The organism is Sphingomonas sp. Ag1 (genome assembly GCF_000980895.1).
GTDB lineage: Bacteria > Pseudomonadota > Alphaproteobacteria > Sphingomonadales > Sphingomonadaceae > Sphingomonas > Sphingomonas panaciterrae.
In genome coordinates, this window is sequence record NZ_LAZX01000091.1 from 19543 (window position 1) to 39974 (window position 20432).

25 protein-coding genes are annotated in these 20432 nt (G+C 66.7%); 12 read left to right on the forward strand and 13 right to left on the reverse strand.

Going from position 1 to position 20432, the window contains the following annotated elements:
* Window positions 1-40: 40 nt before the first annotated feature.
* Entirely contained in the window at window positions 41-1636 is a 1596-nt protein-coding gene (locus XM50_RS09850; RefSeq protein ID WP_046409305.1) for an isocitrate lyase, read from the reverse strand.
* A 68-nt stretch (window positions 1637-1704) separates the two neighbouring features.
* Window positions 1705-1860 (reverse strand): hypothetical protein, encoded by a 156-nt coding sequence (locus tag XM50_RS20515; RefSeq protein WP_164518819.1) that lies wholly within the window; start codon window positions 1858-1860, stop codon window positions 1705-1707.
* Window positions 1861-2033: 173 nt separating this feature from the next.
* Here XM50_RS20515 and XM50_RS09855 point away from each other — a divergent pair, with 173 nt between their 5' ends.
* Window positions 2034-3419, forward strand: a complete 1386-nt coding sequence (locus XM50_RS09855) for a helix-turn-helix domain-containing protein (RefSeq protein WP_046409174.1) — start codon at window positions 2034-2036, stop codon at window positions 3417-3419.
* A gap of 16 nt (window positions 3420-3435) precedes the next feature.
* On the opposite strand, the gene XM50_RS09860 is transcribed toward XM50_RS09855, so the two are convergent.
* The 4 genes from XM50_RS09860 to XM50_RS09875 form a co-directional block, all read right to left on the reverse strand.
* Complete coding sequence (locus XM50_RS09860; RefSeq protein ID WP_046409175.1) at window positions 3436-4086, reverse strand: L,D-transpeptidase family protein; 651 nt, start codon at window positions 4084-4086, stop codon at window positions 3436-3438.
* Between the two features lie 82 nt (window positions 4087-4168).
* The gene (locus tag XM50_RS09865; protein ID WP_046409176.1) at window positions 4169-5113 is read right to left on the reverse strand and encodes an aldo/keto reductase; all 945 of its coding nucleotides are present in this window, start codon (window positions 5111-5113) and stop codon (window positions 4169-4171) included.
* A complete protein-coding gene (locus tag XM50_RS09870; RefSeq protein ID WP_046409306.1) occupies window positions 5110-5307 on the reverse strand; it encodes a hypothetical protein in 198 nt (65 codons plus the stop codon). The genes XM50_RS09865 and XM50_RS09870 overlap by 4 nt, the downstream gene beginning before the upstream one ends.
* Window positions 5308-5318: 11 nt before the next feature.
* Window positions 5319-5672, reverse strand: coding sequence for a hypothetical protein (locus XM50_RS09875; RefSeq protein WP_046409177.1), 354 nt, complete (start codon window positions 5670-5672; stop codon window positions 5319-5321).
* A gap of 161 nt (window positions 5673-5833) precedes the next feature.
* On the opposite strand from XM50_RS09875, the gene XM50_RS09880 reads away from it, so the two are divergent.
* A complete protein-coding gene (locus XM50_RS09880; RefSeq protein WP_046409178.1) occupies window positions 5834-6817 on the forward strand; it encodes an ArsR/SmtB family transcription factor in 984 nt (327 codons plus the stop codon).
* A complete protein-coding gene (gene metF / locus XM50_RS09885) occupies window positions 6814-7755 on the forward strand; it encodes a methylenetetrahydrofolate reductase [NAD(P)H] (protein ID WP_046409179.1) in 942 nt (313 codons plus the stop codon). The genes XM50_RS09880 and metF overlap by 4 nt, the downstream gene beginning before the upstream one ends.
* Before the next feature lie 41 nt (window positions 7756-7796).
* On the opposite strand, the gene XM50_RS09890 is transcribed toward metF, so the two are convergent.
* The gene (locus XM50_RS09890) at window positions 7797-8792 is read right to left on the reverse strand and encodes an LLM class flavin-dependent oxidoreductase (protein ID WP_046409180.1); all 996 of its coding nucleotides are present in this window, start codon (window positions 8790-8792) and stop codon (window positions 7797-7799) included.
* A 118-nt stretch (window positions 8793-8910) separates the two neighbouring features.
* Here XM50_RS09890 and XM50_RS09895 point away from each other — a divergent pair, with 118 nt between their 5' ends.
* The 6 genes from XM50_RS09895 to mobA all read left to right on the forward strand — a co-directional run bounded on the left by XM50_RS09895 (window position 8911) and on the right by mobA (window position 12684).
* Complete coding sequence (locus XM50_RS09895; RefSeq protein WP_046409181.1) at window positions 8911-9576, forward strand: pyrimidine 5'-nucleotidase; 666 nt, start codon at window positions 8911-8913, stop codon at window positions 9574-9576.
* Complete coding sequence (dapD, locus tag XM50_RS09900; RefSeq protein ID WP_046409182.1) at window positions 9573-10388, forward strand: 2,3,4,5-tetrahydropyridine-2,6-dicarboxylate N-succinyltransferase; 816 nt, start codon at window positions 9573-9575, stop codon at window positions 10386-10388. Before XM50_RS09895 ends, dapD begins: the two co-directional genes overlap by 4 nt.
* Window positions 10389-10576: 188 nt before the next feature.
* Window positions 10577-10885 carry a glycine zipper 2TM domain-containing protein gene (locus XM50_RS09905; RefSeq protein ID WP_046409183.1) on the forward strand — a complete coding sequence of 103 codons (309 nt, stop codon included), beginning with the start codon at window positions 10577-10579 and terminating at the stop codon, window positions 10883-10885.
* 78 nt (window positions 10886-10963) lie between these two features.
* Window positions 10964-11392 (forward strand): OsmC family protein, encoded by a 429-nt coding sequence (locus XM50_RS09910; protein WP_046409184.1) that lies wholly within the window; start codon window positions 10964-10966, stop codon window positions 11390-11392.
* Between the two features lie 92 nt (window positions 11393-11484).
* Window positions 11485-12051 (forward strand): glycine zipper 2TM domain-containing protein, encoded by a 567-nt coding sequence (locus tag XM50_RS09915; RefSeq protein ID WP_046409185.1) that lies wholly within the window; start codon window positions 11485-11487, stop codon window positions 12049-12051.
* Between the two features lie 96 nt (window positions 12052-12147).
* Complete coding sequence (mobA, locus tag XM50_RS09920; protein ID WP_046409186.1) at window positions 12148-12684, forward strand: molybdenum cofactor guanylyltransferase; 537 nt, start codon at window positions 12148-12150, stop codon at window positions 12682-12684.
* A gap of 27 nt (window positions 12685-12711) precedes the next feature.
* On the opposite strand, the gene XM50_RS09925 is transcribed toward mobA, so the two are convergent.
* Window positions 12712-13392, reverse strand: coding sequence for an NnrU family protein (locus tag XM50_RS09925; protein WP_046409187.1), 681 nt, complete (start codon window positions 13390-13392; stop codon window positions 12712-12714).
* Window positions 13393-13468: 76 nt separating this feature from the next.
* The gene (locus XM50_RS09930; protein ID WP_156167231.1) at window positions 13469-14983 is read right to left on the reverse strand and encodes a peptide MFS transporter; all 1515 of its coding nucleotides are present in this window, start codon (window positions 14981-14983) and stop codon (window positions 13469-13471) included.
* 239 nt (window positions 14984-15222) lie between these two features.
* On the opposite strand from XM50_RS09930, the gene XM50_RS09935 reads away from it, so the two are divergent.
* Window positions 15223-15801 carry a nitroreductase family protein gene (locus XM50_RS09935; protein ID WP_046409189.1) on the forward strand — a complete coding sequence of 193 codons (579 nt, stop codon included), beginning with the start codon at window positions 15223-15225 and terminating at the stop codon, window positions 15799-15801.
* Between the two features lie 4 nt (window positions 15802-15805).
* Here XM50_RS09935 and XM50_RS09940 read toward each other — a convergent pair whose 3' ends face one another.
* The 4 genes from XM50_RS09940 to XM50_RS09955 form a co-directional block, all read right to left on the reverse strand.
* Window positions 15806-16144: a DMT family protein gene (locus tag XM50_RS09940; protein WP_046409190.1), complete on the reverse strand. Its 339-nt coding sequence runs from the start codon at window positions 16142-16144 to the stop codon at window positions 15806-15808.
* Window positions 16145-16199: 55 nt separating this feature from the next.
* Window positions 16200-17117 carry an MliC family protein gene (locus XM50_RS20090; RefSeq protein WP_052742526.1) on the reverse strand — a complete coding sequence of 306 codons (918 nt, stop codon included), beginning with the start codon at window positions 17115-17117 and terminating at the stop codon, window positions 16200-16202.
* Window positions 17098-17442 carry a hypothetical protein gene (locus XM50_RS09950; RefSeq protein WP_046409191.1) on the reverse strand — a complete coding sequence of 115 codons (345 nt, stop codon included), beginning with the start codon at window positions 17440-17442 and terminating at the stop codon, window positions 17098-17100. Before XM50_RS09950 ends, XM50_RS20090 begins: the two co-directional genes overlap by 20 nt.
* A gap of 82 nt (window positions 17443-17524) precedes the next feature.
* Window positions 17525-18757: a multidrug effflux MFS transporter gene (locus tag XM50_RS09955; RefSeq protein WP_046409192.1), complete on the reverse strand. Its 1233-nt coding sequence runs from the start codon at window positions 18755-18757 to the stop codon at window positions 17525-17527.
* Between the two features lie 111 nt (window positions 18758-18868).
* Between XM50_RS09955 and XM50_RS19210 the strand changes: the two genes are divergently transcribed.
* Together XM50_RS19210 and XM50_RS09965 are read left to right on the forward strand one after the other, a co-directional pair.
* A complete protein-coding gene (locus XM50_RS19210) occupies window positions 18869-19354 on the forward strand; it encodes a hypothetical protein (protein ID WP_052742527.1) in 486 nt (161 codons plus the stop codon).
* A gap of 102 nt (window positions 19355-19456) precedes the next feature.
* Window positions 19457-20413 carry an isopenicillin N synthase family dioxygenase gene (locus tag XM50_RS09965; RefSeq protein ID WP_046409193.1) on the forward strand — a complete coding sequence of 319 codons (957 nt, stop codon included), beginning with the start codon at window positions 19457-19459 and terminating at the stop codon, window positions 20411-20413.
* Window positions 20414-20432 lie beyond the last annotated feature (19 nt).

The window sequence follows — 20432 nt, forward strand, 5'->3', positions numbered from 1 at the left end:
CTTGCGCGAGGTGAGGGCAGCAAGGCTGCCCTTGCCCGCGCTACGCCGCGAACTGGTTCATCGTGTTGTGGACGCCGCCGGCCTTCAGCGCGGCCTCGCCGGCGAAATATTCCTTGTGATCGTCGCCGATGTCGCTGCCCGACATGTTCTGGTGCTTCACGCAGGCGATCCCTTCGCGGATTTCCTTCCGCTGCACGCCCTTGACGTAGCCGAGCATCCCCGCCTCGCCGAAATATTCCTTGGCGAGATTGTCGGTCGAGAGTGCCGCGGTGTGATAGGTCGGCAGCGTGATGAGGTGGTGGAAGATGCCGGCCCGCGCCGCCGCATCCTTCTGGAAGGTGCGGATCCGCTCGTCGGCCTCTGCCGCCAGGTCGCTGTCGTCATAATCGACGCTCATCAGCTTCGCCCGGTCATAGGCGGAGACATCCTTGCCGGCCTCGACCCAGGCGTCGAACACCTGCTGGCGGAAGTTCAGCGTCCAGTTGAAGCTGGGGCTGTTGTTATAGACCAGCTTCGCATTGGGAACGACTTCGCGGATGCGATCGACCATCGACGCGATCTGCTCGATGTGCGGCTTCTCCGTCTCGATCCACAACAGGTCGGCGCCATTCTGCAGCGACGTGATGCAATCCAGCACGCAGCGGTCGGCACCGGTCCCTTCGCGGAACTGGAACAGGTTCGACGGCAGGCGCTTCGGGCGCATCAGCTTGCCGTCACGCTCGATCACGACATCGCCGCGCAGCGTCGACAGGTCGGTGACTTCCTCGCAATCGAGGAAGGCATTGTACTGGTCGCCGATGTCGCCCTTCTCCTTCGAGAAGGCGATCTGCTTGGTGAGGCCGGCGCCGAGCGAGTCGGTGCGGGTCACGATGATGCCGTCATCGACGCCAAGCTCGAGGAAGGCGTAGCGGCAGGCGCGGACCTTCGCGAGGAAGTCCTCGTGCGGCACGGTGACCTTGCCGTCCTGGTGGCCGCACTGCTTTTCGTCCGAGACCTGGTTCTCGATCTGCAGCGCGCAGGCGCCCGCCTCGATCATCTTCTTGGCCAGCAGATACGTCGCCTCGGCATTGCCGAAGCCGGCGTCGATGTCGGCGATGATCGGCACGACGTGCGTCTCGTAATTGTCGATCGCCTGCGTCAGCCGCTGCGCCTCAATCTCGTTGCCCGTCTCGCGTGCCTTGTCGAGATCGCGGAACATCATGCCCAGTTCGCGGGCATCGGCCTGCTTCAGGAAGGTGTAGAGTTCCTCGATCAGCGCGGGAACGCTGGTCTTTTCGTGCATCGACTGGTCGGGCAGTGGGCCGAACTCGCTGCGCAGCGCGGCGACCATCCAGCCGGACAGGTAGAGATACCGCCCCTTGGTGGTGCCGAAATGCTTCTTGATCGAGATGAGCTTCTGCTGCCCGATGAAGCCGTGCCAGCAGCCCAGCGACTGGGTGTAATTGGCCGGATCGGCGTCATAGGCGGCCATGTCGCGGCGCATGATGCCGGCGGTGTAGCGCGCAATGTCGAGGCCGGTGCGGAACCGGTTCTGCAGCCGCATCCGCGCCACGGATTCAGCGTCGATCCCGTCCCACGTGCCATTATAGCTGGCAACGAGCTGGCCGATCTGACTGGTCTGTTCCTGGTAGGTCATCATTGTTCCTGTCGCGGATGGTGGCACGCGGGACCGGTCCCGCACGATTGGATCAGGCGGGTTCGCGGTCAGCCGAGGCGGCCGAGGCGATGGTACAGGTTGGAGAATTTGGCCGAGCGGGGTTCGTCGGCGATCTTCTTGATATACTCGCCGATCGCTTCCTTCATGAGGCCGAAGTCCTCGGTCGAGAAAACGGCGCGGCTGCGCTGCGGGGTAGCGTCCATGGTCGTTCCTCCTGTGTGAATGCTTACAACTGCGATCATAAGAACAGCATGGAGCGGATATTCACAACGCGGCGCTCTGATGATTCGGTGTCATCGGGTCGGACAAGCGGCAGACATCATCTGTATTGCTGTAAAGAATTGACAGAATAACTCGGCTCGGTCAGCGTGGCGGGATGGCTGAGCGAAAGTTGATGGCGGGGCATGTGGTGCGGCGGCTGCGGCGGCAGCAGGCGCTGAGTCAGGCGGCGATGGCCGAGATGCTGGCGATCAGCCCCAGCTACCTCAATCTGGTCGAGCGCAACCAGCGCCCGGTATCAGCGACCCTGCTGGTGAAACTGGCGGAGACGTTCGATTTCGATCCGCGCGCATTGACCGCGGCCGAGCCGGGCGGTGGGCGGGACGCAATGCGGCGGCGGCTCGCCGACCCGATGTTCGCCGACCTTGAGATCGATCGCAACGAGCTGGAGGAATGGCTCGCCGCGGCGCCGGGCGGGGCGGAGGCATTCGCGCGCGCCTTCGACCGCGCGGGGCAGGGGGCAGCAACGGCGGCGCCCAGCGATGATCCGGTGGCGCTGGTACGGCGGGAGATCGGCCGGTGGCGCAACCATTTCCCCGATCTGGACGCAGCGGCGGAGGCGCTGGCCGACGAGCTGCGGCTCGGCGCGGGCGACCTGTATGGCGCGATCGCCGAGCGGCTGCGGGTGAAGCACAGCCTCGCCATCCGCATCCTGCCGGTCGATGTGATGCCCGACGTGCTGCGGCGGCTGGACCTTCATGCGCGCCAGCTTCAGCTGTCCGAATTGCTCGATCCGGCGAGCCGCACCTTTGCCGCGGCGTTCCAGCTGGCGCTGATCGAATCTCGGGCTGAAATCGACGCGCTGGTGGCGGGCGCCGGCTTCGGCCAGATCGCCGCCGATCGCCTGTTCCGCCGCCATCTCGCCAGCTATTTCGCCGCAGCGGTGATGATGCCCTATGCCCGCTTCCTGCGCGCCTGCGAGGCGACTGGATACGATATCGAGCTGCTGCAGCGCCGCTTTGGTGCCGGGTTCGAGCATGTCGCACACCGGTTGACGACGCTTCAGCGGGTCGGCGCGCGGGGGCTGCCCTTCTTCATGATCCGCGTCGACCGGGCGGGGCAGTCATCGAAACGCTATGCCGGGGCGAGCGGCGCGGCGCTGGTCGAGGCGGAGGGGCGCTGCCCCTTGTGGCATTTGCACCATGCGTTCGATCGGCCGGGGCACCTCGCGGTTCAGTTGGTCGAACTGGAGGATGGCGAGCGCTGGCTTACGATGGCGCGCACGGTGACGCCGCAGGGGCAGCGATACGGACTGGTTTCGGCCGAATTTGCGGTCGGCATCGGTGTGGCGGCGGAACATGCCGGGACGCTGGCGGTCGCTCGCGGCTTCGACCTTGCCGGCGTGGCGATGCCGATCGGGCTGGGGTGCCGCCAGTGTTTCCGCCAGGAATGTCCACAGCGTGCCGCCGCACCGGCGGGCCGCGCGCTGACCATCAACGAGCGGGAGCGGCGGATCACCGCGCTGACCTTTGCCGGGGATTGATCGGCGACGCCGCGGCTCAGGCAGCCTTTACCGCCTGTCCAATCTCCAGCGCCTCACCGCGGGTGATGATGACCTTGTCGCCCAGCTTCGCCGTCTCGAACAGTTTCTTCGCGAAGGGCTTGGGCACGCCGATGCAACCGTGCGTCATATAACCGTCAGCCACCTCGCTGGCGTGCACCGCGATCCCATCATTGGTCAGGCGAAGCATGTACGGCATCGGCGCGTGATAAATGTTGGAAACGTGATCCTTGCTCTTCTGCGTGATCGGATAGACGCCGAGCGGGGTCGGCTTCGAATCGGCGCCGAACAGGATCGCCGCCGCGCCAATCTCATGCCCGTCGCGAAAGACGCTGAGCACCTGCGCGGCAAGATCGACGGTGATGATGAGCGTGCCCGTCGCCGGGGCGGCGCTTTCGTCCCAATGATGGTCGCCCATCTTCATCGGCCCTTCGATAGGCAGGATCGACTTGATCGTATAGGCCGCGTCCTGCGCCGCGGCGGGCGGCTTGGACACAGGCGTCGTTTCGGCAACGGCGGGCCGGGCAGGGGGAATGATCTGGCTGGCGAGCACGCGTGGCGGCGGCGGACGGGTGGCGGCAAAGGCCACCGAGCCGGCAGCGATCGCTAGGGCGAGCAGCACGAGTCGGAGTGGCGAAAGCATGGTCATCCGATAGCATGAAGGCATTGCGGCGCACTGACGCGATCTGGTTAACGCCGCTTTGCCTCCCTCTTACCCCTGAGGTCGCGCCTCAGGCGCCGGCGTTGGTCAGCCGATCGAGTTGGTCCGCCGACAGCTTGAGCGTCATGGCCGGCAGCAGATCCTCGACCTGCGCGACGCTGGTCGCGCTGGCGATTGGCGCGGTGACGCCCTCCTGGGCGATCAGCCAGGCGAGCGAGATCTGCGCCAGCGTTGCGCCGGTTTCCGCGGCGACACTGTCGAGCGCGTCGAGCACGGCCTTGCCCTTACCCTCCAGCAGATCGCCCATCCGGCCGCCGCGCACACTCTTCGACAGGTCGTCGCGGGTGCGGTACTTGCCGGTGAGGAAGCCGGAGGCGAGGCCGTAATAGGGCACCACGCCGACATTCTGCTCGACGCAATAATCCTGAAGCTCGCCCTCGAACTTGGTCCGGCTGACGAGATTATATTCGGGCTGAAGCACGTCGTAGCGCGGCAGTCCCGCGGCGCGCGCGGCCTCATTGGCGGATTTCAGCCGCATCGCGCTGAAGTTGGACGCGCCGAGCACGCGGACCTTGCCGGCCTTCACCAAGGCGGCGAACGCCTCCAGCGCGGCCTCCTGCGGCGTGTCCTCGTCATCCTGATGCGCGAAATACAGGTCGATCCGATCGGTGCCGAGCCGCTTCAGCGATGCCTCGCACGCCGCCGCGATCCGTGCCGGTGCCAGCTTCTTGCCGCCGTCGCCCGGCAACATGCCGACCTTGGTCGCGATCAACACCGCGTCGCGCTTGCCCGACGCCTTCAGCCATTCGCCGATCATCGTCTCGGATTCGCCGCCTTTGTGGCCGGGAACCCAGGCGGAATAGACGTCGGCGGTGTCGATCATCGTGCCGCCGCCGGCAACAAAGGCGTCGAGCACGGCGAAGCTCGCGTCGCGATCGGCCGTCCAGCCGAATACGTTGCCGCCCAGCACCAGCGGCGCGATCTGCAGGTCGGAGGAGCCGAGGCGTGTCTTCACTGAACATTCCCGTCGGTAGGGGCGACCTCATCGAGCCGGATGCTGTTCGCCTCCAGCATGGCCGCCGCCTCGTTCAACTGCTGCTCCTCCTCGGCCGTGACCGCGCCCGGTGGCGGCGGGTCACCCGAGCAGGCGGCAAGCGCCGCCATCGCGGGGAGCAGCAACAAGGGGAGCGCGAACCGCGCGCCCCTCATGTCTCCTCGCATCAACGCTTGATCGCGTTGCCGGCGTCGGTCAGCGCGTCACCGGTCGCCTCACGGGCGTCTTCAGTGGCGTTGTCGATCGCACGGCCGGCGCGATCGGCGTCACGCTCTGCCTTTGCGCCGGCACGGTCGGCACCGCGCTCGATATCGTCGCCGGCGTTCTCGATCGCACGCTCGGCCGAGCCAAGCGCCTCGTCCGTTGCCCGGTCGACGTCGTTCACCGCATTGCTGGTGGTGGCGCTGACATCGGCACCGATCGCATTGGCGGCCTCGGCGCTTTCATTCTGCGCCTGCGGGCTGCACGCCGCGAGTGCGGCGGCGGTGGCGATGCCGGCGGTGATGGCGAGAAACTTCATAAACACTCTCCCTGTCATGGACCCTGGCCGACGCGCGGCGTTAGCGGCAGAAACGTGCATAAGGCGTTTTGGCTCCGCAACGATCGCGGTCGTGCTTGGTCGCCCCGCTCCGGCAATCCATCGTTTGACGACATATAAAGATATCTTTATATCTCGTCCTTGTGACCCAGGCGCTCGAGATATTCCGTGCATTGGCCGATTCCTCCCGGCTGCGCATCCTGCGTCTGCTGCGCACGATGGAATTGTCGGTCGGTGAGCTTGCGCTCGTTCTGGGGCAAAGCCAGCCGCGTGTCAGCCGCCATGTGAAGATCCTGTGCGACGCCGGCCTGACCGAGCGGCGCAAGGAAGGCAGCTGGGTGTTCGTCGCGCTGGGTGCCCCCGCGCTGGTCGATCCGGTACTGGCAGCGATCGATTCATGGGAAGGCGACGTTCCGGATCGCGAAGGGGCGACCGACGCGGCGCGCCTTGCCGCGGTACGCGCCGACCGCGCCGCCTCGGCGTCGCAATGGTTCGAGGCGCATGCCACCGAATGGGATGCGATCCGCTCGCTCCACATTGCCGAAACCGATGTGGAAAAGGCGATGCAGCAGATGCTGGGCGATGCACCGCTCGGCCGGCTGATCGATATCGGCACCGGTACGGGGCGGATGATTGAGCTGTTCGCGCCGCGCGCCGACAGCGCGCTGGGGATCGATCGCAGCTCCGAGATGCTGCGCATCGCGCGCGCCAAGATCGGGGAGCGCGGGCTGGCCAATACCGAGTTGCGCCAGGCGGACCTGTATTCGCTGCCGCTGGGCGATGCCGCGGCCGATGTCGCGATCGTCCATCACGTGCTCCATTATGCGCAGCAGCCGGGCGCCGCGATCGTCGAGGCGGCGCGTGTGTTGGCGCCGGGCGGACGACTACTGATCGCGGACTTTGCGCCGCATGATCGCGAGGAATTGCGCACGCGCGACGCACACACGCGGCTCGGCTTTTCCGATGCGCAGATCAGCGGCTGGTTCGACGCGGCCGGGCTGGTCGCGGAACGGATCGAGACGCTGGAAGGCGGCGAACTGACGGTGAAGATTTGGCTGGGGCGAAAGCCGGCCGCGGCCCCCGGCAAGACGGCGGGCACGACATTGCACGAGGTGAAGGCGGCATGACCCTATCGATCAATCAGCTGGAAGAGGCACGCCGCGCGCTGGATGCGCCACTATTCGCCAATGTCGCCGGCGACGCGGAGGTCAGCTTCGAATTCTTCCCGCCCAAGACGCCGGCGATGGAAGCGACGCTGTGGAAGTCGATGGCGACGCTGGCGCCGCTCGCGCCGCGCTTCGTCTCGGTGACCTATGGCGCCGGCGGATCGACCCGCGAGCGAACGCACAACACGGTCGCGCGGATCGCGCGGGAAACCAGCATTCCCGCCGCCGCGCACCTTACCTGTGTCGAGGCGACGCGCGAGGAGATCGACGCGGTGGCCGAGCAATATTGGGCCGCTGGCGTGCGCCACATCGTCGCGCTGCGCGGCGATCCGCCGCGCGTGGGTGAGCGTTATGCCGCGCATCCGGGCGGCTATGAGAATGCCGCTGCGCTGGTCGAGGGGCTGCGCCGGTTGCACCCGTTCGAGATTTCGGTTGCCTGTTATCCCGAATGCCACCCTGATTCGGGCGATGCGGCGATCGATCTCGACAATCTGAAGCGCAAGATGGACGCTGGCGCCACGCGCGCGATCAGCCAGTTCTTCTTCTCGCCCGACGTCTTCTTCCGCTTTCGCGATGCGGTGGCGGCGGCCGGCATCGATGCGGAGATCGTTCCGGGCATCATGCCGGTCAGCAACTTCGCCGCGGTCCAGCGCATGTCGAAGATGTGCGGCACCGATGTGCCGGGCTGGATGGAGCATCTGTTCGCCGGGCTGGACGACCTGCCCGATGCGCGGCAGCTCGTTTCCGCCACGCTCGCCGCCGAACTGTGCCGCAAGCTGTATGCGGGCGGCGTGAAGCAATTCCATTTCTACACGTTGAACCGCGCGGAACTGAGCTTCGCGATCTGCCACTTGCTGGGCCTGCGCGCCCGGCCCGAGGTGGCGCGCGTCGCGGCCTGACGATGTCCCCCGGCGGCAGCGCCGGGGGACATCATCGGTAATCAGGCCAGTTCGGGCACCCGCATCGCTTCGGCGGCGATGGCGATGCTGCGCTTGCGCGCCTCATGGTCGTAGATGCTGCTGGTCAGCATCACCTCGTCGATCCCCGTCCGCTTGACGAAGGCAGCGATCCCCGCCGCCACATCGTCGCGGTCGCCGACCGCGCTGCACGACAGCACGGAATCGAGGATCCGCGCATGGGTCGGCGGCAGGCTTTCGCGATAGCCGCGCACCGGCGGCTTCATCTTGCCCGGATTGCCGGTGCGCAGCGCGACGAACTGCTGCTGCTGCGAGGTGGCGAGGAATGCCGCCTCGTCGCGCGTATCGGCGGCGAAGACGTTGAAGCCGGCCATCGCATAGGGCCGCTCAAGCTGCGCCGAGGGGCGGAAGTCGCGGCGATAGATTTCCATCGCCTGGTCGAGCGCATCGGGCGCGAAATGCGAGGCAAAGGCATAGGGCAGCCCGAGCATCGCGGCGAGCTGCGCCCCGAACAGCGAGGAGCCGAGGATCCACAGCTGCGGCTTGGCGCCAGCACCCGGGGTCGCGGTGATGCCGGTGCGGCCATCATCGGCAAGGTAGCTTTGCAGCTCCACGACATCGTTGGGGAAGGCGTTGGGATCGCTGTCCAGCGTGCGGCGGATCGCCCGCGCCACGCGCTGGTCGCTGCCCGGCGCCCGGCCCAGCCCCAGGTCGATGCGGCCCGGGAACAGCGCGTCGAGCGTGCCGAACTGTTCGGCGATCTGCAGCGGCGCATGGTTTGGCAGCATGATGCCGCCCGCGCCGACGCGGATCGTGCTGGTCGCCGCGCCGACATGCGCGATCACCACCGCGGTTGCGGCGGAGGCGATGCCCTCCATCCCGTGATGCTCCGCCACCCAATAGCGGTTGTAGCCATGCGCCTCGGCATGGCGGGCCAGATCGGCGGCATTGGCAAGCGCGTCGGCGACGGTACCGCCTTCGACGACCGGGACGAGATCGAGCAGCGAATATTTGGTCATGGCTGATGATGTGGGCGGAAGGGTTGCCGATCGCAACCATCCCCAGCTTCACCGTGCCCAAGCACGGCTTTGGCCGGATTGGCTTGCCCGTGCGCGCCGGCGTCCGTAACGCAGCGCCATGCCGCCGGGTCTAGACCATATCCGCGCCTGGATCTTCGATCTGGACAATACCCTCTACCCGTCGAGCGCCGATCTCTTCGCGCAGATCGACGCCAAGATGACGGACTATATCGCCCGGCTTCTCGGCACTGACCGGGGGGAGGCGCGGCGGATCCAGAAGGCCTATTTCCTTGGCCATGGCACCACGCTCGCCGGGTTGATGGCGGAGCATCACGTCGATCCGCACGACTTTCTCGATTTCGTCCACGACGTGGAGATGGACGTGCTGGAGGAAAACGTGCCGCTCGCCGCCGCCGTGGCGAAGCTGCCGGGGCGCAAGGTGGTCTTCACCAATGGCGACGCGCCTTATGCCGCGCGCGTGCTCGACCGGCTCGGGCTGGGCGAAAGCTTCGAGGCGGTGCACGATATTCACGCCATGGATCTGGCGCCGAAGCCCGCGCCGTCGGCCTATGCCGGCCTGTGCGAACGACTGTCGATCGATCCGACGACGGCGCTGTTCGCCGACGACATGGCGCGCAACCTGGCGCCGGCCAAGGCGATCGGCATGACGACCGTCTGGGTCGATAACGGATCCGAACAGGCGCATGACAGCGACCGCAGTTTCATCGATTTCACCACGCCGGATCTCACCGCGTGGCTGACCAGCATATTGGAAGGCAAATGACCGATATCGAAACCACGATCGACACCGCCTGGGAAAACCGGGCGGACATCGGCGTCTCCACCGCGGGCGAGGTGCGCGTCGCCGTCGACCGCGCGCTGGCGCTGCTCGATTCCGGCAAGGCGCGCGTCGCCGAACCGGACGGCGATGGCGGCTGGCGCGTCAACCAGTGGCTGAAGAAGGCGGTGCTGCTGTCGTTCCGCCTGAACGACAATGCGCTGATCGATAACGGGCCGGGCGCTGGTCATTGGTTCGACAAGGTGCCGTCCAAATTCTCCGGCTGGAGCGAGGCGGAGTTCCGCGACGCCGGCTTCCGCGCGGTGCCGGGCAGCGTGGTTCGCCGCGGCGCCTTCATCGGCAAGGGCGCGATCCTGATGCCCAGCTTCGTCAACATCGGCGCCTATGTCGGTGAGGGGACGATGGTCGATACCTGGGCGACCGTCGGCTCATGCGCGCAAATCGGCAAGAACGTCCATCTGTCGGGCGGCGCCGGTATCGGCGGCGTGCTGGAGCCGCTGCAGGCCGATCCGGTGATCATCGGCGACGGCGCCTTCATCGGGGCGCGCTCGGAGGTGGCGGAGGGCGTTCGCGTGGGCGAGGGCGCGGTGCTGTCGATGGGCGTCTATCTCGGCGCGTCGACCAAGATCATCGATCGCGCGACCGGCGAAACCTTCATCGGCGAAGTGCCGCCTTATGCCGTAGTCGTCCCCGGCTCGACCGGTGGCAACCTTGGCCTCTACTGCGCGGTGATCGTGAAGCGCGTGGATGAGCGCACCCGGTCCAAGACCAGCATCAACGAACTGCTGCGCGACTGACCTGTTCCGCGCCGCGGGACCCTCGTTCCTGCGGCGCCCGGAAGCGCGGCTATTCTCCCGACGCGCGCGACCTGTCTCCCAACATGAACGCACGGTTGTTTCAGGTTCATGCAACCGCCGTATGAAGCGCACGTTACGATGGCATATCAATCATACCATCGTATCGAATTTCGAGGGAGACAGTAATAATGCGTAAGATGATGCTGGCGCTCGGTGCCACCGCCATGGTCGTTCCCAGCGTGATGGTCACCACCACCGATGCCGATGCGCAGCGCCGCTACAAGTATCGCGAGTGGAAGGGCAATGACGGCCGCATCCGCTGCCGCAAGCCTGATGGCACCACCGGCCTCGTGGTCGGCGGCGTTGCCGGCGCGCTGCTCGGCCGCACCATCGATACGCGCGGCGATCGTACGCTGGGCACGCTGGGCGGCGCCGCCGTCGGCGCGCTGGCCGGCCGCGAGATCGAGCGCAGCACGAGCAACCGTCGCTGCCGTTGATCCGTTACCCGGATTGTCGAACACGAAAGGGGCGTGGTCCGGCGGACCGCGCCCGTTTTGCTATGAGGAGAAGCTGACATGCCGACACGCAACGGTTCCGCGCGCTATGAGGGTTTGGGGAAGGACGGGCAGGGCTCCGTCTCGACCCAGTCCGGCGTCCTCAAGGATCAGCGCTACGGCTTCGGCACGCGCTTTGGCGACGAACCCGGCACCAATCCGGAGGAACTGATCGCTGCCGCCCATGCCAGCTGCTTCACCATGGCGCTCAGTTTCGCGCTGGCCGCGGCGGGGCACGAGGATGGCGTCCTCGACACGACGGCCAAGGTGACGGTCGACAAGGATGGTGACGGCTTCACCATCACCAGGTCCGCGCTTGAGCTGAAGGCCAAGGTGCCCGGCATCAGCGCCGAAGAGTTCGATCGCATCGCGGCCGACGCAAAGGCAAACTGCCCTGTATCCAAGGTGTTGAACGCTGAGATCACGCTCAGTCATACGCTGGAGAACTAAGTGGCGGGAAGATGAACAGGATGTAGTTTCCTGTTCACGCAACTTAGCGCCAATGTGGTTGTTCTTCCCGCATCATCAGCGAGGAGCTTTCGATGCGTATCATCATCGCCGCCGTGCTGGCCGCTGCAACAACGGCCACCGCCATGCCGGCTCAGGCACAGTCGGGGCGGGAATATCGTCAGGACGTGCGAGAGGCGCGGCGCGATTATCAGCGCGACCTGCGCCGGGCGGATTCGCCGCGCGACGTGCGCCAGGCGCAGCGCGAATATCGCCGCGACGTGCGTGACGCGCGCCAGGACTATCGCCGCGACGCGCGCAACGACTGGCGCCGCGATCGCAACCAATGGGGTCGCTACGACTATAATCGCCTGCCGCCGGGCCAGCAGCGTTATTATGCCGACAACTTCTATCGCGACGGCCAATATTATCAGACCCGTCGCCTCGGCCGGAACGACCGCATCTATCGCGGCAACAACGGGCGCTATTACTGCCGCCGCAACGACGGCACGACCGGCCTGATCATCGGTGGCCTGGGTGGCGGCGTGCTCGGCAGCCTGCTCGCCAATGGCAGCTCGAACACGCTCGGCGCGCTGATCGGCGCTGGTGCGGGTGCGCTGCTCGGCTCGCAGGTGGATCGTGGCAACGTGAGCTGCCGCTAACAGTTTTGCCGGAAGTAACGGCGCGTACCGAAGGGGCCCGGCGATCCGATCGCCGGGCCTTTTCTCCTTTGTGATCGCAGCGGCTAGAGTGAGGCGATGACGATCAGCCAATCCATCCTCGGCGCCATCCTGGCCGGCGGCGCGGCGAGCCGCTTCGGATCGGACAAGGCGCTGGCCTTGTTCGAGGGGCGCCCGCTGATCGATCATGTGGCGCAGGCGCTGGCAGATCAGGCAGCGGCGGTGATCGTGGTCGGGCGCACGCATGGCACGCTCACCAGCGTCGCCGACCGCCCAGCGCCGGGGCTAGGGCCGCTCGGCGCGCTCGCGGGGGCGCTGGCCTGGGCGCGCAATCACGGCTTTGCCGCGGTGCTGAGCGCGCCATGCGACGTGCCCTTGCTGCCCGCCGACCTCGCGCGGCGGCTTGCCGGCGAGGGCCCTGCCTATGTCGAAGGCCTGCCGGTGGTCGGGCACTGGCCGAGCAGCCTTGCCGATCATCTGCAGGACTGGCTGGCCGCCGATCAGCCGCGCGCGGTGCGCCGCTGGGCGGCCGCGGTGGGCGCACGCGCGGTCACGCTCGATCACCTTCCCACCAATGTGAATACGCGCGCGGACCTCGATACGCTGCGGCGCTGATCCCCGTCGATCGGGCGAGGGAAGGGCTCAGCCGATCCAGCGCCAGATGCCGGCCGGCCAGCCGGACAGCGGAATATGCGCCCACGTCGCCGCCAGCCATATGACGCTGCCGCCGCCCAGCGCATGGCCACCGATCCTGCCGATCCGCGCGCGCTTCGCGGCAATGGCAGCGAACGGCCAGAAGCTGGTCCGTCGCTCCCACTCACGCCAGAATTCGGGCTGTAGTTTCTCTTTCTTGCGGTCCTGCATCCGCGCGCCGGCCAGCGCCAGGACGATGATCGACAGCGCAACGACGATATTGGCCGGGTCGGGAAAGACCATGATGTGGACCATGCCCCAGATGGCGAGGCTCCACATCATCGGGTGGCGGGTGATGGCAAAGACGCCGGCCGCGGTCGGCACGACATCGGTGTTCGCTTCCGGCAGCGCGGGGTTGCGGACCAAAGATCCCATGAACAGGATCGCCGCCAGCAGCATCAGGATCGTGCCGATCGCCCACAGGGCATCGCCGACCGGCCATAGCAGGGCGGCGGCCGGCGCCGCGCGATAGGCGAGCACCAGCCAGATGAGCGTGGCGAGCGCGACCAGGCTGTAGAGGCCCAGAAATCCCTTCTGCCCGATCGCGCGGATCAGGGGGGCGCGCAGCGGATGGGACAGAAGAAAGTGCGTTCCTGCGAACGCGATTGCGGCCGCCACGACGTTGCCCATCTTCGATCCTCCCCCGTTGTTGGTCGCTTCCGGCCTGTCACGCGCGATGCTTCCGCGGTGACAGGCCGGTATCGTGTCAGCGGCGCGTTTCTCCCGCCGTGTTCAGCCCCGCCGCCGCCGGTTCGGCAAGCTCCGGCTCGCCGGCCATGGCGTGGTCGGTGTCGTCGTGCAGCGTGTCGAGGTGCATCATCCGCTTGACCAGCGGGCTCAGCACCAGGACGACCGCGGCGATGCCGATCGTCCACCAGCCGATGGTGGAATAGACCGCCAGCGTCGCCTCCTTGGTCATCTCGCCGCCTTCGCCGCCGGTCGCCTCACCGATCTTGCCGGCGACGAAATTGCCGACCGCCGTCATGTAGAACCAGGCGCCCATGATCAGGCTGGCGAGGTGCTTGGGGGCGAGCCGGTTCATCGCGCTGAGCCCCACCGGCGACAGGCACAGCTCACCGGTCGTCTGCAGGAAGTAGATGGCGAAGACGAAGAACACCGGCGTTGCGACTTCGACGCCGACGGTATGGGCGCCCCAGACGAACACCAGGAACGACAGGCCGACCTGCGCCAGCGCGAGGCCGAACTTGGCCGGCGCCGACGGCTCCAGCCCGCGCTTGCCCAGGAATACCCACAGGCCTGCGAAGATCGGGCCGAGCAGCACGATGTAGATCGGGTTGATCGACTGGAACAGCGATGCCGGCACCCCGCCACGATCGACGAAGCGATCGGTGTAGAGGTTGAGGCTGCCGCCGGCCTGTTCGAACAGGCCCCAGAACACCGGGTTCAGCGCGATCAGGAACAGCACCACGAACATGCGGTCGCGGGCATGTTTTTCCAGCTTCAGGCTCTCGAAAAGCACATAACCGAGCATGCCGATGCCCGAGATGATGAGCAGCGTCTGGATGACGTCCTGATACTGGACCAGCGCCCAGATCACGAGGACGGAGGCGAGGCCGACCGCATAAAGCGACCATTCGGTCCGCGCCTTCAGCGGCCGCGGTGCCTCACCCTTGCCCAGCAGCAGCGGCTTGCCGAGGATGAAGACGACGAGGCCGAGCAGCATGCCGACGCCCGCCGCGCCAAAGCCATAGGCCCAGCCATAGGTCTCGCCCAGCCAGCCGGCCATGATCGTGCCGATTGCAGCGCCAGTGTTAATGCCGATGTAGAAGATGGTGTAGGCACCGTCGCGGCGCGTGTCGGTCAGCGGGTAGAGCTGCCCCACGATCACCGAGATATTGGCCTTCAGGAAGCCGGTGCCGACGATGATGAAGGCAAGCGCCAGCCAGAAGACGTTGATTGCGGCCGATCCCTGGCCGCCGTCGCCTTCCACCGCCATCAGCAGATGGCCAAGCGTCAGCAGGACCGCACCGAAGGTCACCGCCTTGCGCTGACCCAGATAGCGATCGGCCAGATAGCCGCCGAGCACCGGGGTGATGTACACCAGGCTGGTATAGGCGCCGTAGATGAGGTTCGATTTGCTGTCGTCGAACAGCCAGTGCTTGGTCAGGTAAAAGATCAGCAGCGCGCGCATGCCATAGTAGGAGAAACGCTCCCACATTTCGGCGAAGAACAGCACGTACAGGCCTTTGGGGTGCCCCATGAACTCGGGGCCCTTCTTGACCGCGCCGGCGACACCGCCAGCGAGCAGGATCGCAAGGAATCCCAGTGCGATCGAGGGGATGATGGGCAAAATACGCTCCCTGGAAGTCAGGTGGGGATCATCGATATCCCGAATTGATTCAGCCTAGCGCGCAATTTCGCGATGCCCAAGCATTGTTGCGAACGAAACGTTTCGCGGTTGGACGCTCGACTTGCGAACGATTCGCGATAAAGAGGCGCATGTTCAATGACCTTTCCTCTCCTCTCGCGCTTCTGCGCACCCGCCGCTCGGGCAAGCCGCGCGATCTCGCCGGCCCGGGACCGAGCGACGCGCAGCTGCAGGAAATGTGCGCCATCGCCTGCCGCACGCCCGATCATGGCAAGCTGGCGCCGTGGCGTTTCGTCATCGTCGGGGCGGACCAGCGCGACGCCTTCGCCGAGGTGCTGCGGGCGGCGTATGTGGCAGAGCGACCGGAGGCGAAGCGGCTCGAGCTAGAATCGATCGAACAGTTCGCGCATCAGGCCGCGGCGCTGGTCGTCGCCCTGTCATCGCCGCGCACCGACAGCCAGATTCCCTTGTGGGAACAGGAATTGTCGGCGGGTGCGGCGTGCATGAACCTGCTCCATGCGGCGCATGCGATGGGCTTTGCCGGCGGCTGGCTGACGACGTGGGCGGCGTTTGACGACCGGGTGCGCGATGCCTTTGGCGCGGCCCCCGAGCGGATCGCCGGCTTCATCTTTATCGGCACGCCGTCGCGGCCGCTGGAGGAACGCCCGCGGCCGGATCTTGCCGACACGGTCACCCACTGGCGCCCTTGAGGCGTCAGCTTTTCCCGGCAAACATGAAGGCGGCGGCGCCGACCAGGCAGACGAAGGCGCCGGCGTGCCGCCAGCTCAATTGTTCGCCCAGCACAACGACCGCAAAGACGCCGAACACCAGCAGCGTGATCACCTCCTGCGCGATCTTCAGCTGCCCGCCGCTCCAGCCGCTGGCATAGCCCAGCCGGTTGGCCGGCACGGCGAAACAATATTCGACCAGCGCGATTGCCCAGCTCAGCAGGATGACGGTGGGCAGCGGCTTCGCCATGCCGCCCTTCAAATGCCAATACCAGGCGATCGTCATGAAGACGTTGGAGATCAGCAGGAGCGCGAGCGTCGGCATGATTCCCGCCTAGTCGCGTCCGACGGCGGTTGGAAGCTGCCGGCCAGTCGGCCCCTTAATCGTCAAGGTCACGGCACGCGTGCTGCTTTCCCGACGGCTCGGTCAACGTCGCATGGCGCCCCTTGCCGCGCAGTTCGTAGCCGCTTCCTTCATACCAGATGCCGGACGCGGCGCGCTGCGCGGGGATCTGCACCTTCGCGCCCGGCAGGGCCAGCGCCACGGTACCGGCGGCATTGTCGAAGACGGCGGTGAAGGCGAGGCCGTCGCGGCACCGGAACCGCGCCGTCACCTGGTCAGGCGTTGCGGGGGCAGCGGCGCCGGGGCGCGGCTTCAGCGCCGAAGCCGAGATATGCCATTGCCGCTGCTGCTCGGTGGCACCGTCGACGGGGCCGGTGCGATGAAGCGTGATCGGCCCGGCGAGCGTGAAGGGATCGCCATTCTTCAGCGTGCCGGTCACGCGCACCGGCACGGTGATGTACCGCTGCCCGGCGCCGGCATCGATCCGGCCCGGCTCGCCCACCTCGCCCTTGAAGCTGCGATAGCGTGCGAAGCTGGCGGCGAAATCCGCCTCGCTCATGCCTGACGCCGCGCCGCCCCGGTCCCATAGCGACCGGGCGGTGGCGAAATCGCGGTCGGCGATCAGCGCCAGGTAGCGGCGCACGACCGCCGCGGCCTCCGCGGCGCCGGGCTCCGCTACCTTTTCTGTCGCGCCCGCCACTGGCGCTGATGCGCTGGCAGATGGGGAGGCGAGGGGAGCGGGCCGGGCGCTCGCCGGGGCCGTCGATGCAGCCGTCGGACCGCTGCTGCTCGACCCGCTGGCATAGGCTCCGACCGATTCGTGCGCTGCCCGCGCGGCATTGCCGATATCGACCTGGCCCGACGGCTGCTGCGGCGAACAGGCGGTCGCCAGCAGCAGCGTTGCCGTCGTCAGGACGAAGCGCCGCCGCTGCCGGTCAGGGATTGAGCGCGACATCGTCCGGGTCGTCGAGATCTTCATCTTCGGCGATCGACCCGTCGTCGAATTCATCCTGGACGACGTCTTCATCGATATCGTCCTCATCCTGATCGGCATCGTCATCCTGCTCGGCGACCTGATCGTCGCGCATCAGCAGTTCGTCTTCTTGCTCGTCATCGTCGTCGTTGGCGTCGGTATCGGGATCAAGATCGGTGATGATCGTGCCGTCGCCCGGCCCGTCCCGCGTCGCTTCCAGGATTTCGGCACGCTGGCTTTCGTCATAGCCATCCTCGTCAAAACCGTCGTCACCCGAACCGTGGCTCGTCACCTGATGGCCGCCCATGATAATCCTCCTGATCGAGGATGCTGCAACGGCCGCACGCTACGCGCGGTTCCGGCGCATCGCGTGGGCTGCGCAGTGTAGCTCAGGCGGGGTGGAACAACCGCCCGCGCTCCGTCAGCCCGGCGGCGAGCAGCGCGGCAAGTCCCGCAAGCAGGAAGGCGATCGTCAGTGGCGCAGTGGTGCCGTCGAATGACTGGCCCACCACCATGCCCAGCCCCGACCCGATCGTGATCGCCAGGAACCCCTGCACGCTCGACGCCGTGCCCGCGATATGCCCCATCCGCTCCATCGCCAGCGACGAGAAGTTGGACGTGGACAGTGCGAAACAGGCGAGCGTCAGTGCCTGCGCAATGCCAAAGGTCCACAGCGTCTCGCGCCCGCTCAGCACCAGCGCGAGATGCGCCAGGCTGATCACCACCAGTGCCGCGACCGCGCCATGCCCCAGCCGGCGCATGCCCAGCCGCATCACCAGCCGCGAATTGGCGAGATTGGCCACCGCCATGGTTGCCGCGGTCGTCGCGAACACGACGATCAGCAGCTGCGGGCTGCCGAATGTCTCGGCCATGATCGGCTCGATCGTGCCGAGATAGCCATAAAGTGCGCCGGTCAGCGCTGCGGCCGCCAGCGAATAGCCGAGCGACAGGCGGTCGGTCAGCGCGATGCGCCAGCCGGCCAGGATTGGTCCGGGCTCGATGGGGCGGCGATCCTCGGGATGTTGCGTCTCGGGCAGGCGGATCGCGATCCAGCCGGCGAGCAGCAGCGCTGCCCCGGCGATGATCCAGAAGATCGTCCGCCAGTCGCCGAACAGCAGGATGCCGGCGCCCAGCGCGGGCGCCGCGACCGGCACCGCCATGAACACCATGAAGGCCAGCGACATGATCCGCGCCATCGACCGGCCGGAAAAACAATCGCGCACCATCGCGACGGTCGCGACGCGGCACCCGGCGACGCACGACCCGCCCAGGAAGCGCGCGACCAGCAGCAGGGGGAAGCTTTGCGCCAGCGCGGCAAGAATGTTGGTCGCGGCATAAAGCGCCAGCACGACCAGCAGCAGGCGCCGCCGCCCGAACCGATCCGTCAGCGGTCCGTGCAGCAGCTGCGCGACGCCAAAGCCGACACCGAAGATGGTGATGACATATTGGCGATCGGTGACGTCGGTCACGCCCAGCGCGTTGCCGATGTCGGGCAGCGCGGGCAGCATCGTGTCGATGCCCAGCGCCGCCATCGCCATCAGCGACGCGGTCATGGCGATGAATTCGCCGATGTGGATCGGGGCGCCGCGATCGAGGTTGGCGACGGGAAGGGGCGCGGACATCGCGCCGCCCTAGGCGGGAACGGTCGTCGTGTCAGCCGGCTTGACGGGCGGGCTTGCCGGAACGACCCGCTTCGTTAGTGTGTTATAGAACCAGTACACGAAAGGACTGCCATGCGTTCGCTCCTGCTTCCCGTCGCGCTCTGCGCGTTTGGCCTCGCGGCCTGCGATCGCCAGGATGGGCAAGGCACGACCGTGTCGATCGATGCTGGCAACGGCGCCGCGTCGATCAATGGCGCGACGGGGGAGGTGAAGCTCGACACGCCGCTCCTCAAGGGTTCGATCAAGCTGCCGCGCATGCAGTTCACCGGCGACAATTTCGAGATCAACGGCGTTCACCTCTATCCGGGGACGAAGATCGGCGCGATGAACGTCAACGCCGGCGGTAATGAGGGGGACGGCGTGGTGCGCATGTCGTTCGAAAGCCCCGCGGCCGTCGACACGGTGCGCGACTGGCTGGCCGGCGAGTTCGCCAAGGCCGGGGCAACGGTGAAGGTGTCGGGCAATACGCTGAGCGGCGACACCGATGGCGAACCGTTCCGCATCGACCTGCAACCAGCCGGCGACCGCGCCGCCGGCACGGTGACGATTGGCGGCTGAACACCCGCTCGCCCGGACGCGCGGTCGGTTCCGCGCACTGGCGGGCGAACCGTCGGATGACTATGTGGCGCCTTTCATTAGTTCGTGATTGAGGCGTTTGTGATGCTTGATACCCCGCTGGCGAAGGTGCCGACCCTGAGCCTTGCCGATCAGGCGCGCGATCCCGATCGCTTCGCGGCTGATCTGGGCGGGTCGTTCCGCCGATTCGGGTTCGCGATCGTCGCGGATCACGGCGTGTCGCAGGATCTGATTGCGCGCGCCTGGCGTCAGACGGAGGCGCTGTTCGCGCTGGCGGAGGCGGAGAAGCGCGGCTATTTCGTCGAAGGCGCCGGCGGCGCGCGTGGCTACACGCCGTTCAAGACCGAGATCGCCAAGGACGCCAAGCACGTCGACCTGAAGGAATTCTGGCACGTCGGGCGCGAGCTGCCCGCCGGCCACCCCTATGCCGACGAAATGCCCGCCAATGTCTGGCCGACCCGGCCGGAGGGTTTCCGCGACACCTTCCTGGAGCTGTTCCAGGCATTCGACACCGCGGGCGACAAGCTGCTCTCCGCGATCGCGCGCGACCTGGGCCTCGCCCCCGACTGGTTCGATCCGGCCGTGAAGGACGGCAATTCGGTGCTTCGCCTGCTCCACTATCCGCCGATCCCGGCCGATGCGGAGGGGGTTCGCGCCGGCGCGCATGAGGATATCAACCTCATCACCCTGCTGCTTGGCGCCGAGGAATCGGGGCTCGAACTCCTCGACCGGGATTCGGGCCAGTGGCTCGCGATCAAGCCGCCGGAGGGCGCGATGGTTGTCAACGTCGGCGACATGCTGCAGCGGCTGACCAACCATGTCCTGCCGTCGACCACGCACCGCGTCGTCAATCCGCCGGTCGAGCGTCGCGGCCATTCGCGCTATTCGATGCCGTTCTTCCTGCACCCCGCTCCCGATTTCATGATCGAGACGCTGCCGCAGACGATCACGGCCGAAAACCCGAACCGCTATCCGACGCCAATCACTGCCAACGGCTATCTGCGTGAGCGGCTGGTCGAGATCGGCCTGATCAAGAAGTAAGCAGGAAGGAGATCCGCGG

Bases quoted from the DNA above. Each gene is read 5' to 3' on its own strand.
- XM50_RS09850 (WP_046409305.1), bottom strand. From the start codon at position 1,636: ATGACCTACCAGGAACAGACCAGTCAGATCGGCCAGCTCGTTGCCAGC.
- XM50_RS20515 (WP_164518819.1), bottom strand. From the start codon at position 1,860: ATGGACGCTACCCCGCAGCGCAGCCGCGCCGTTTTCTCGACCGAGGAC.
- XM50_RS09855 (WP_046409174.1), top strand. From the start codon at position 2,034: ATGGCTGAGCGAAAGTTGATGGCGGGGCATGTGGTGCGGCGGCTGCGG.
- XM50_RS09860 (WP_046409175.1), bottom strand. From the start codon at position 4,086: ATGACCATGCTTTCGCCACTCCGACTCGTGCTGCTCGCCCTAGCGATC.
- XM50_RS09870 (WP_046409306.1), bottom strand. From the start codon at position 5,307: ATGAGGGGCGCGCGGTTCGCGCTCCCCTTGTTGCTGCTCCCCGCGATG.
- XM50_RS09875 (WP_046409177.1), bottom strand. From the start codon at position 5,672: ATGAAGTTTCTCGCCATCACCGCCGGCATCGCCACCGCCGCCGCACTC.
- metF (WP_046409179.1), top strand. From the start codon at position 6,814: ATGACCCTATCGATCAATCAGCTGGAAGAGGCACGCCGCGCGCTGGAT.
- XM50_RS09890 (WP_046409180.1), bottom strand. From the start codon at position 8,792: ATGACCAAATATTCGCTGCTCGATCTCGTCCCGGTCGTCGAAGGCGGT.
- XM50_RS09895 (WP_046409181.1), top strand. From the start codon at position 8,911: ATGCCGCCGGGTCTAGACCATATCCGCGCCTGGATCTTCGATCTGGAC.
- dapD (WP_046409182.1), top strand. From the start codon at position 9,573: ATGACCGATATCGAAACCACGATCGACACCGCCTGGGAAAACCGGGCG.
- XM50_RS09905 (WP_046409183.1), top strand. From the start codon at position 10,577: ATGCGTAAGATGATGCTGGCGCTCGGTGCCACCGCCATGGTCGTTCCC.
- XM50_RS09910 (WP_046409184.1), top strand. From the start codon at position 10,964: ATGCCGACACGCAACGGTTCCGCGCGCTATGAGGGTTTGGGGAAGGAC.
- XM50_RS09915 (WP_046409185.1), top strand. From the start codon at position 11,485: ATGCGTATCATCATCGCCGCCGTGCTGGCCGCTGCAACAACGGCCACC.
- mobA (WP_046409186.1), top strand. From the start codon at position 12,148: ATGACGATCAGCCAATCCATCCTCGGCGCCATCCTGGCCGGCGGCGCG.
- XM50_RS09925 (WP_046409187.1), bottom strand. From the start codon at position 13,392: ATGGGCAACGTCGTGGCGGCCGCAATCGCGTTCGCAGGAACGCACTTT.
- XM50_RS09930 (WP_156167231.1), bottom strand. From the start codon at position 14,983: ATGGGGCACCCCAAAGGCCTGTACGTGCTGTTCTTCGCCGAAATGTGG.
- XM50_RS09935 (WP_046409189.1), top strand. From the start codon at position 15,223: ATGTTCAATGACCTTTCCTCTCCTCTCGCGCTTCTGCGCACCCGCCGC.
- XM50_RS09940 (WP_046409190.1), bottom strand. From the start codon at position 16,144: ATGCCGACGCTCGCGCTCCTGCTGATCTCCAACGTCTTCATGACGATC.
- XM50_RS20090 (WP_052742526.1), bottom strand. From the start codon at position 17,117: ATGTCGCGCTCAATCCCTGACCGGCAGCGGCGGCGCTTCGTCCTGACG.
- XM50_RS09950 (WP_046409191.1), bottom strand. From the start codon at position 17,442: ATGGGCGGCCATCAGGTGACGAGCCACGGTTCGGGTGACGACGGTTTT.
- XM50_RS09955 (WP_046409192.1), bottom strand. From the start codon at position 18,757: ATGTCCGCGCCCCTTCCCGTCGCCAACCTCGATCGCGGCGCCCCGATC.
- XM50_RS19210 (WP_052742527.1), top strand. From the start codon at position 18,869: ATGCGTTCGCTCCTGCTTCCCGTCGCGCTCTGCGCGTTTGGCCTCGCG.
- XM50_RS09965 (WP_046409193.1), top strand. From the start codon at position 19,457: ATGCTTGATACCCCGCTGGCGAAGGTGCCGACCCTGAGCCTTGCCGAT.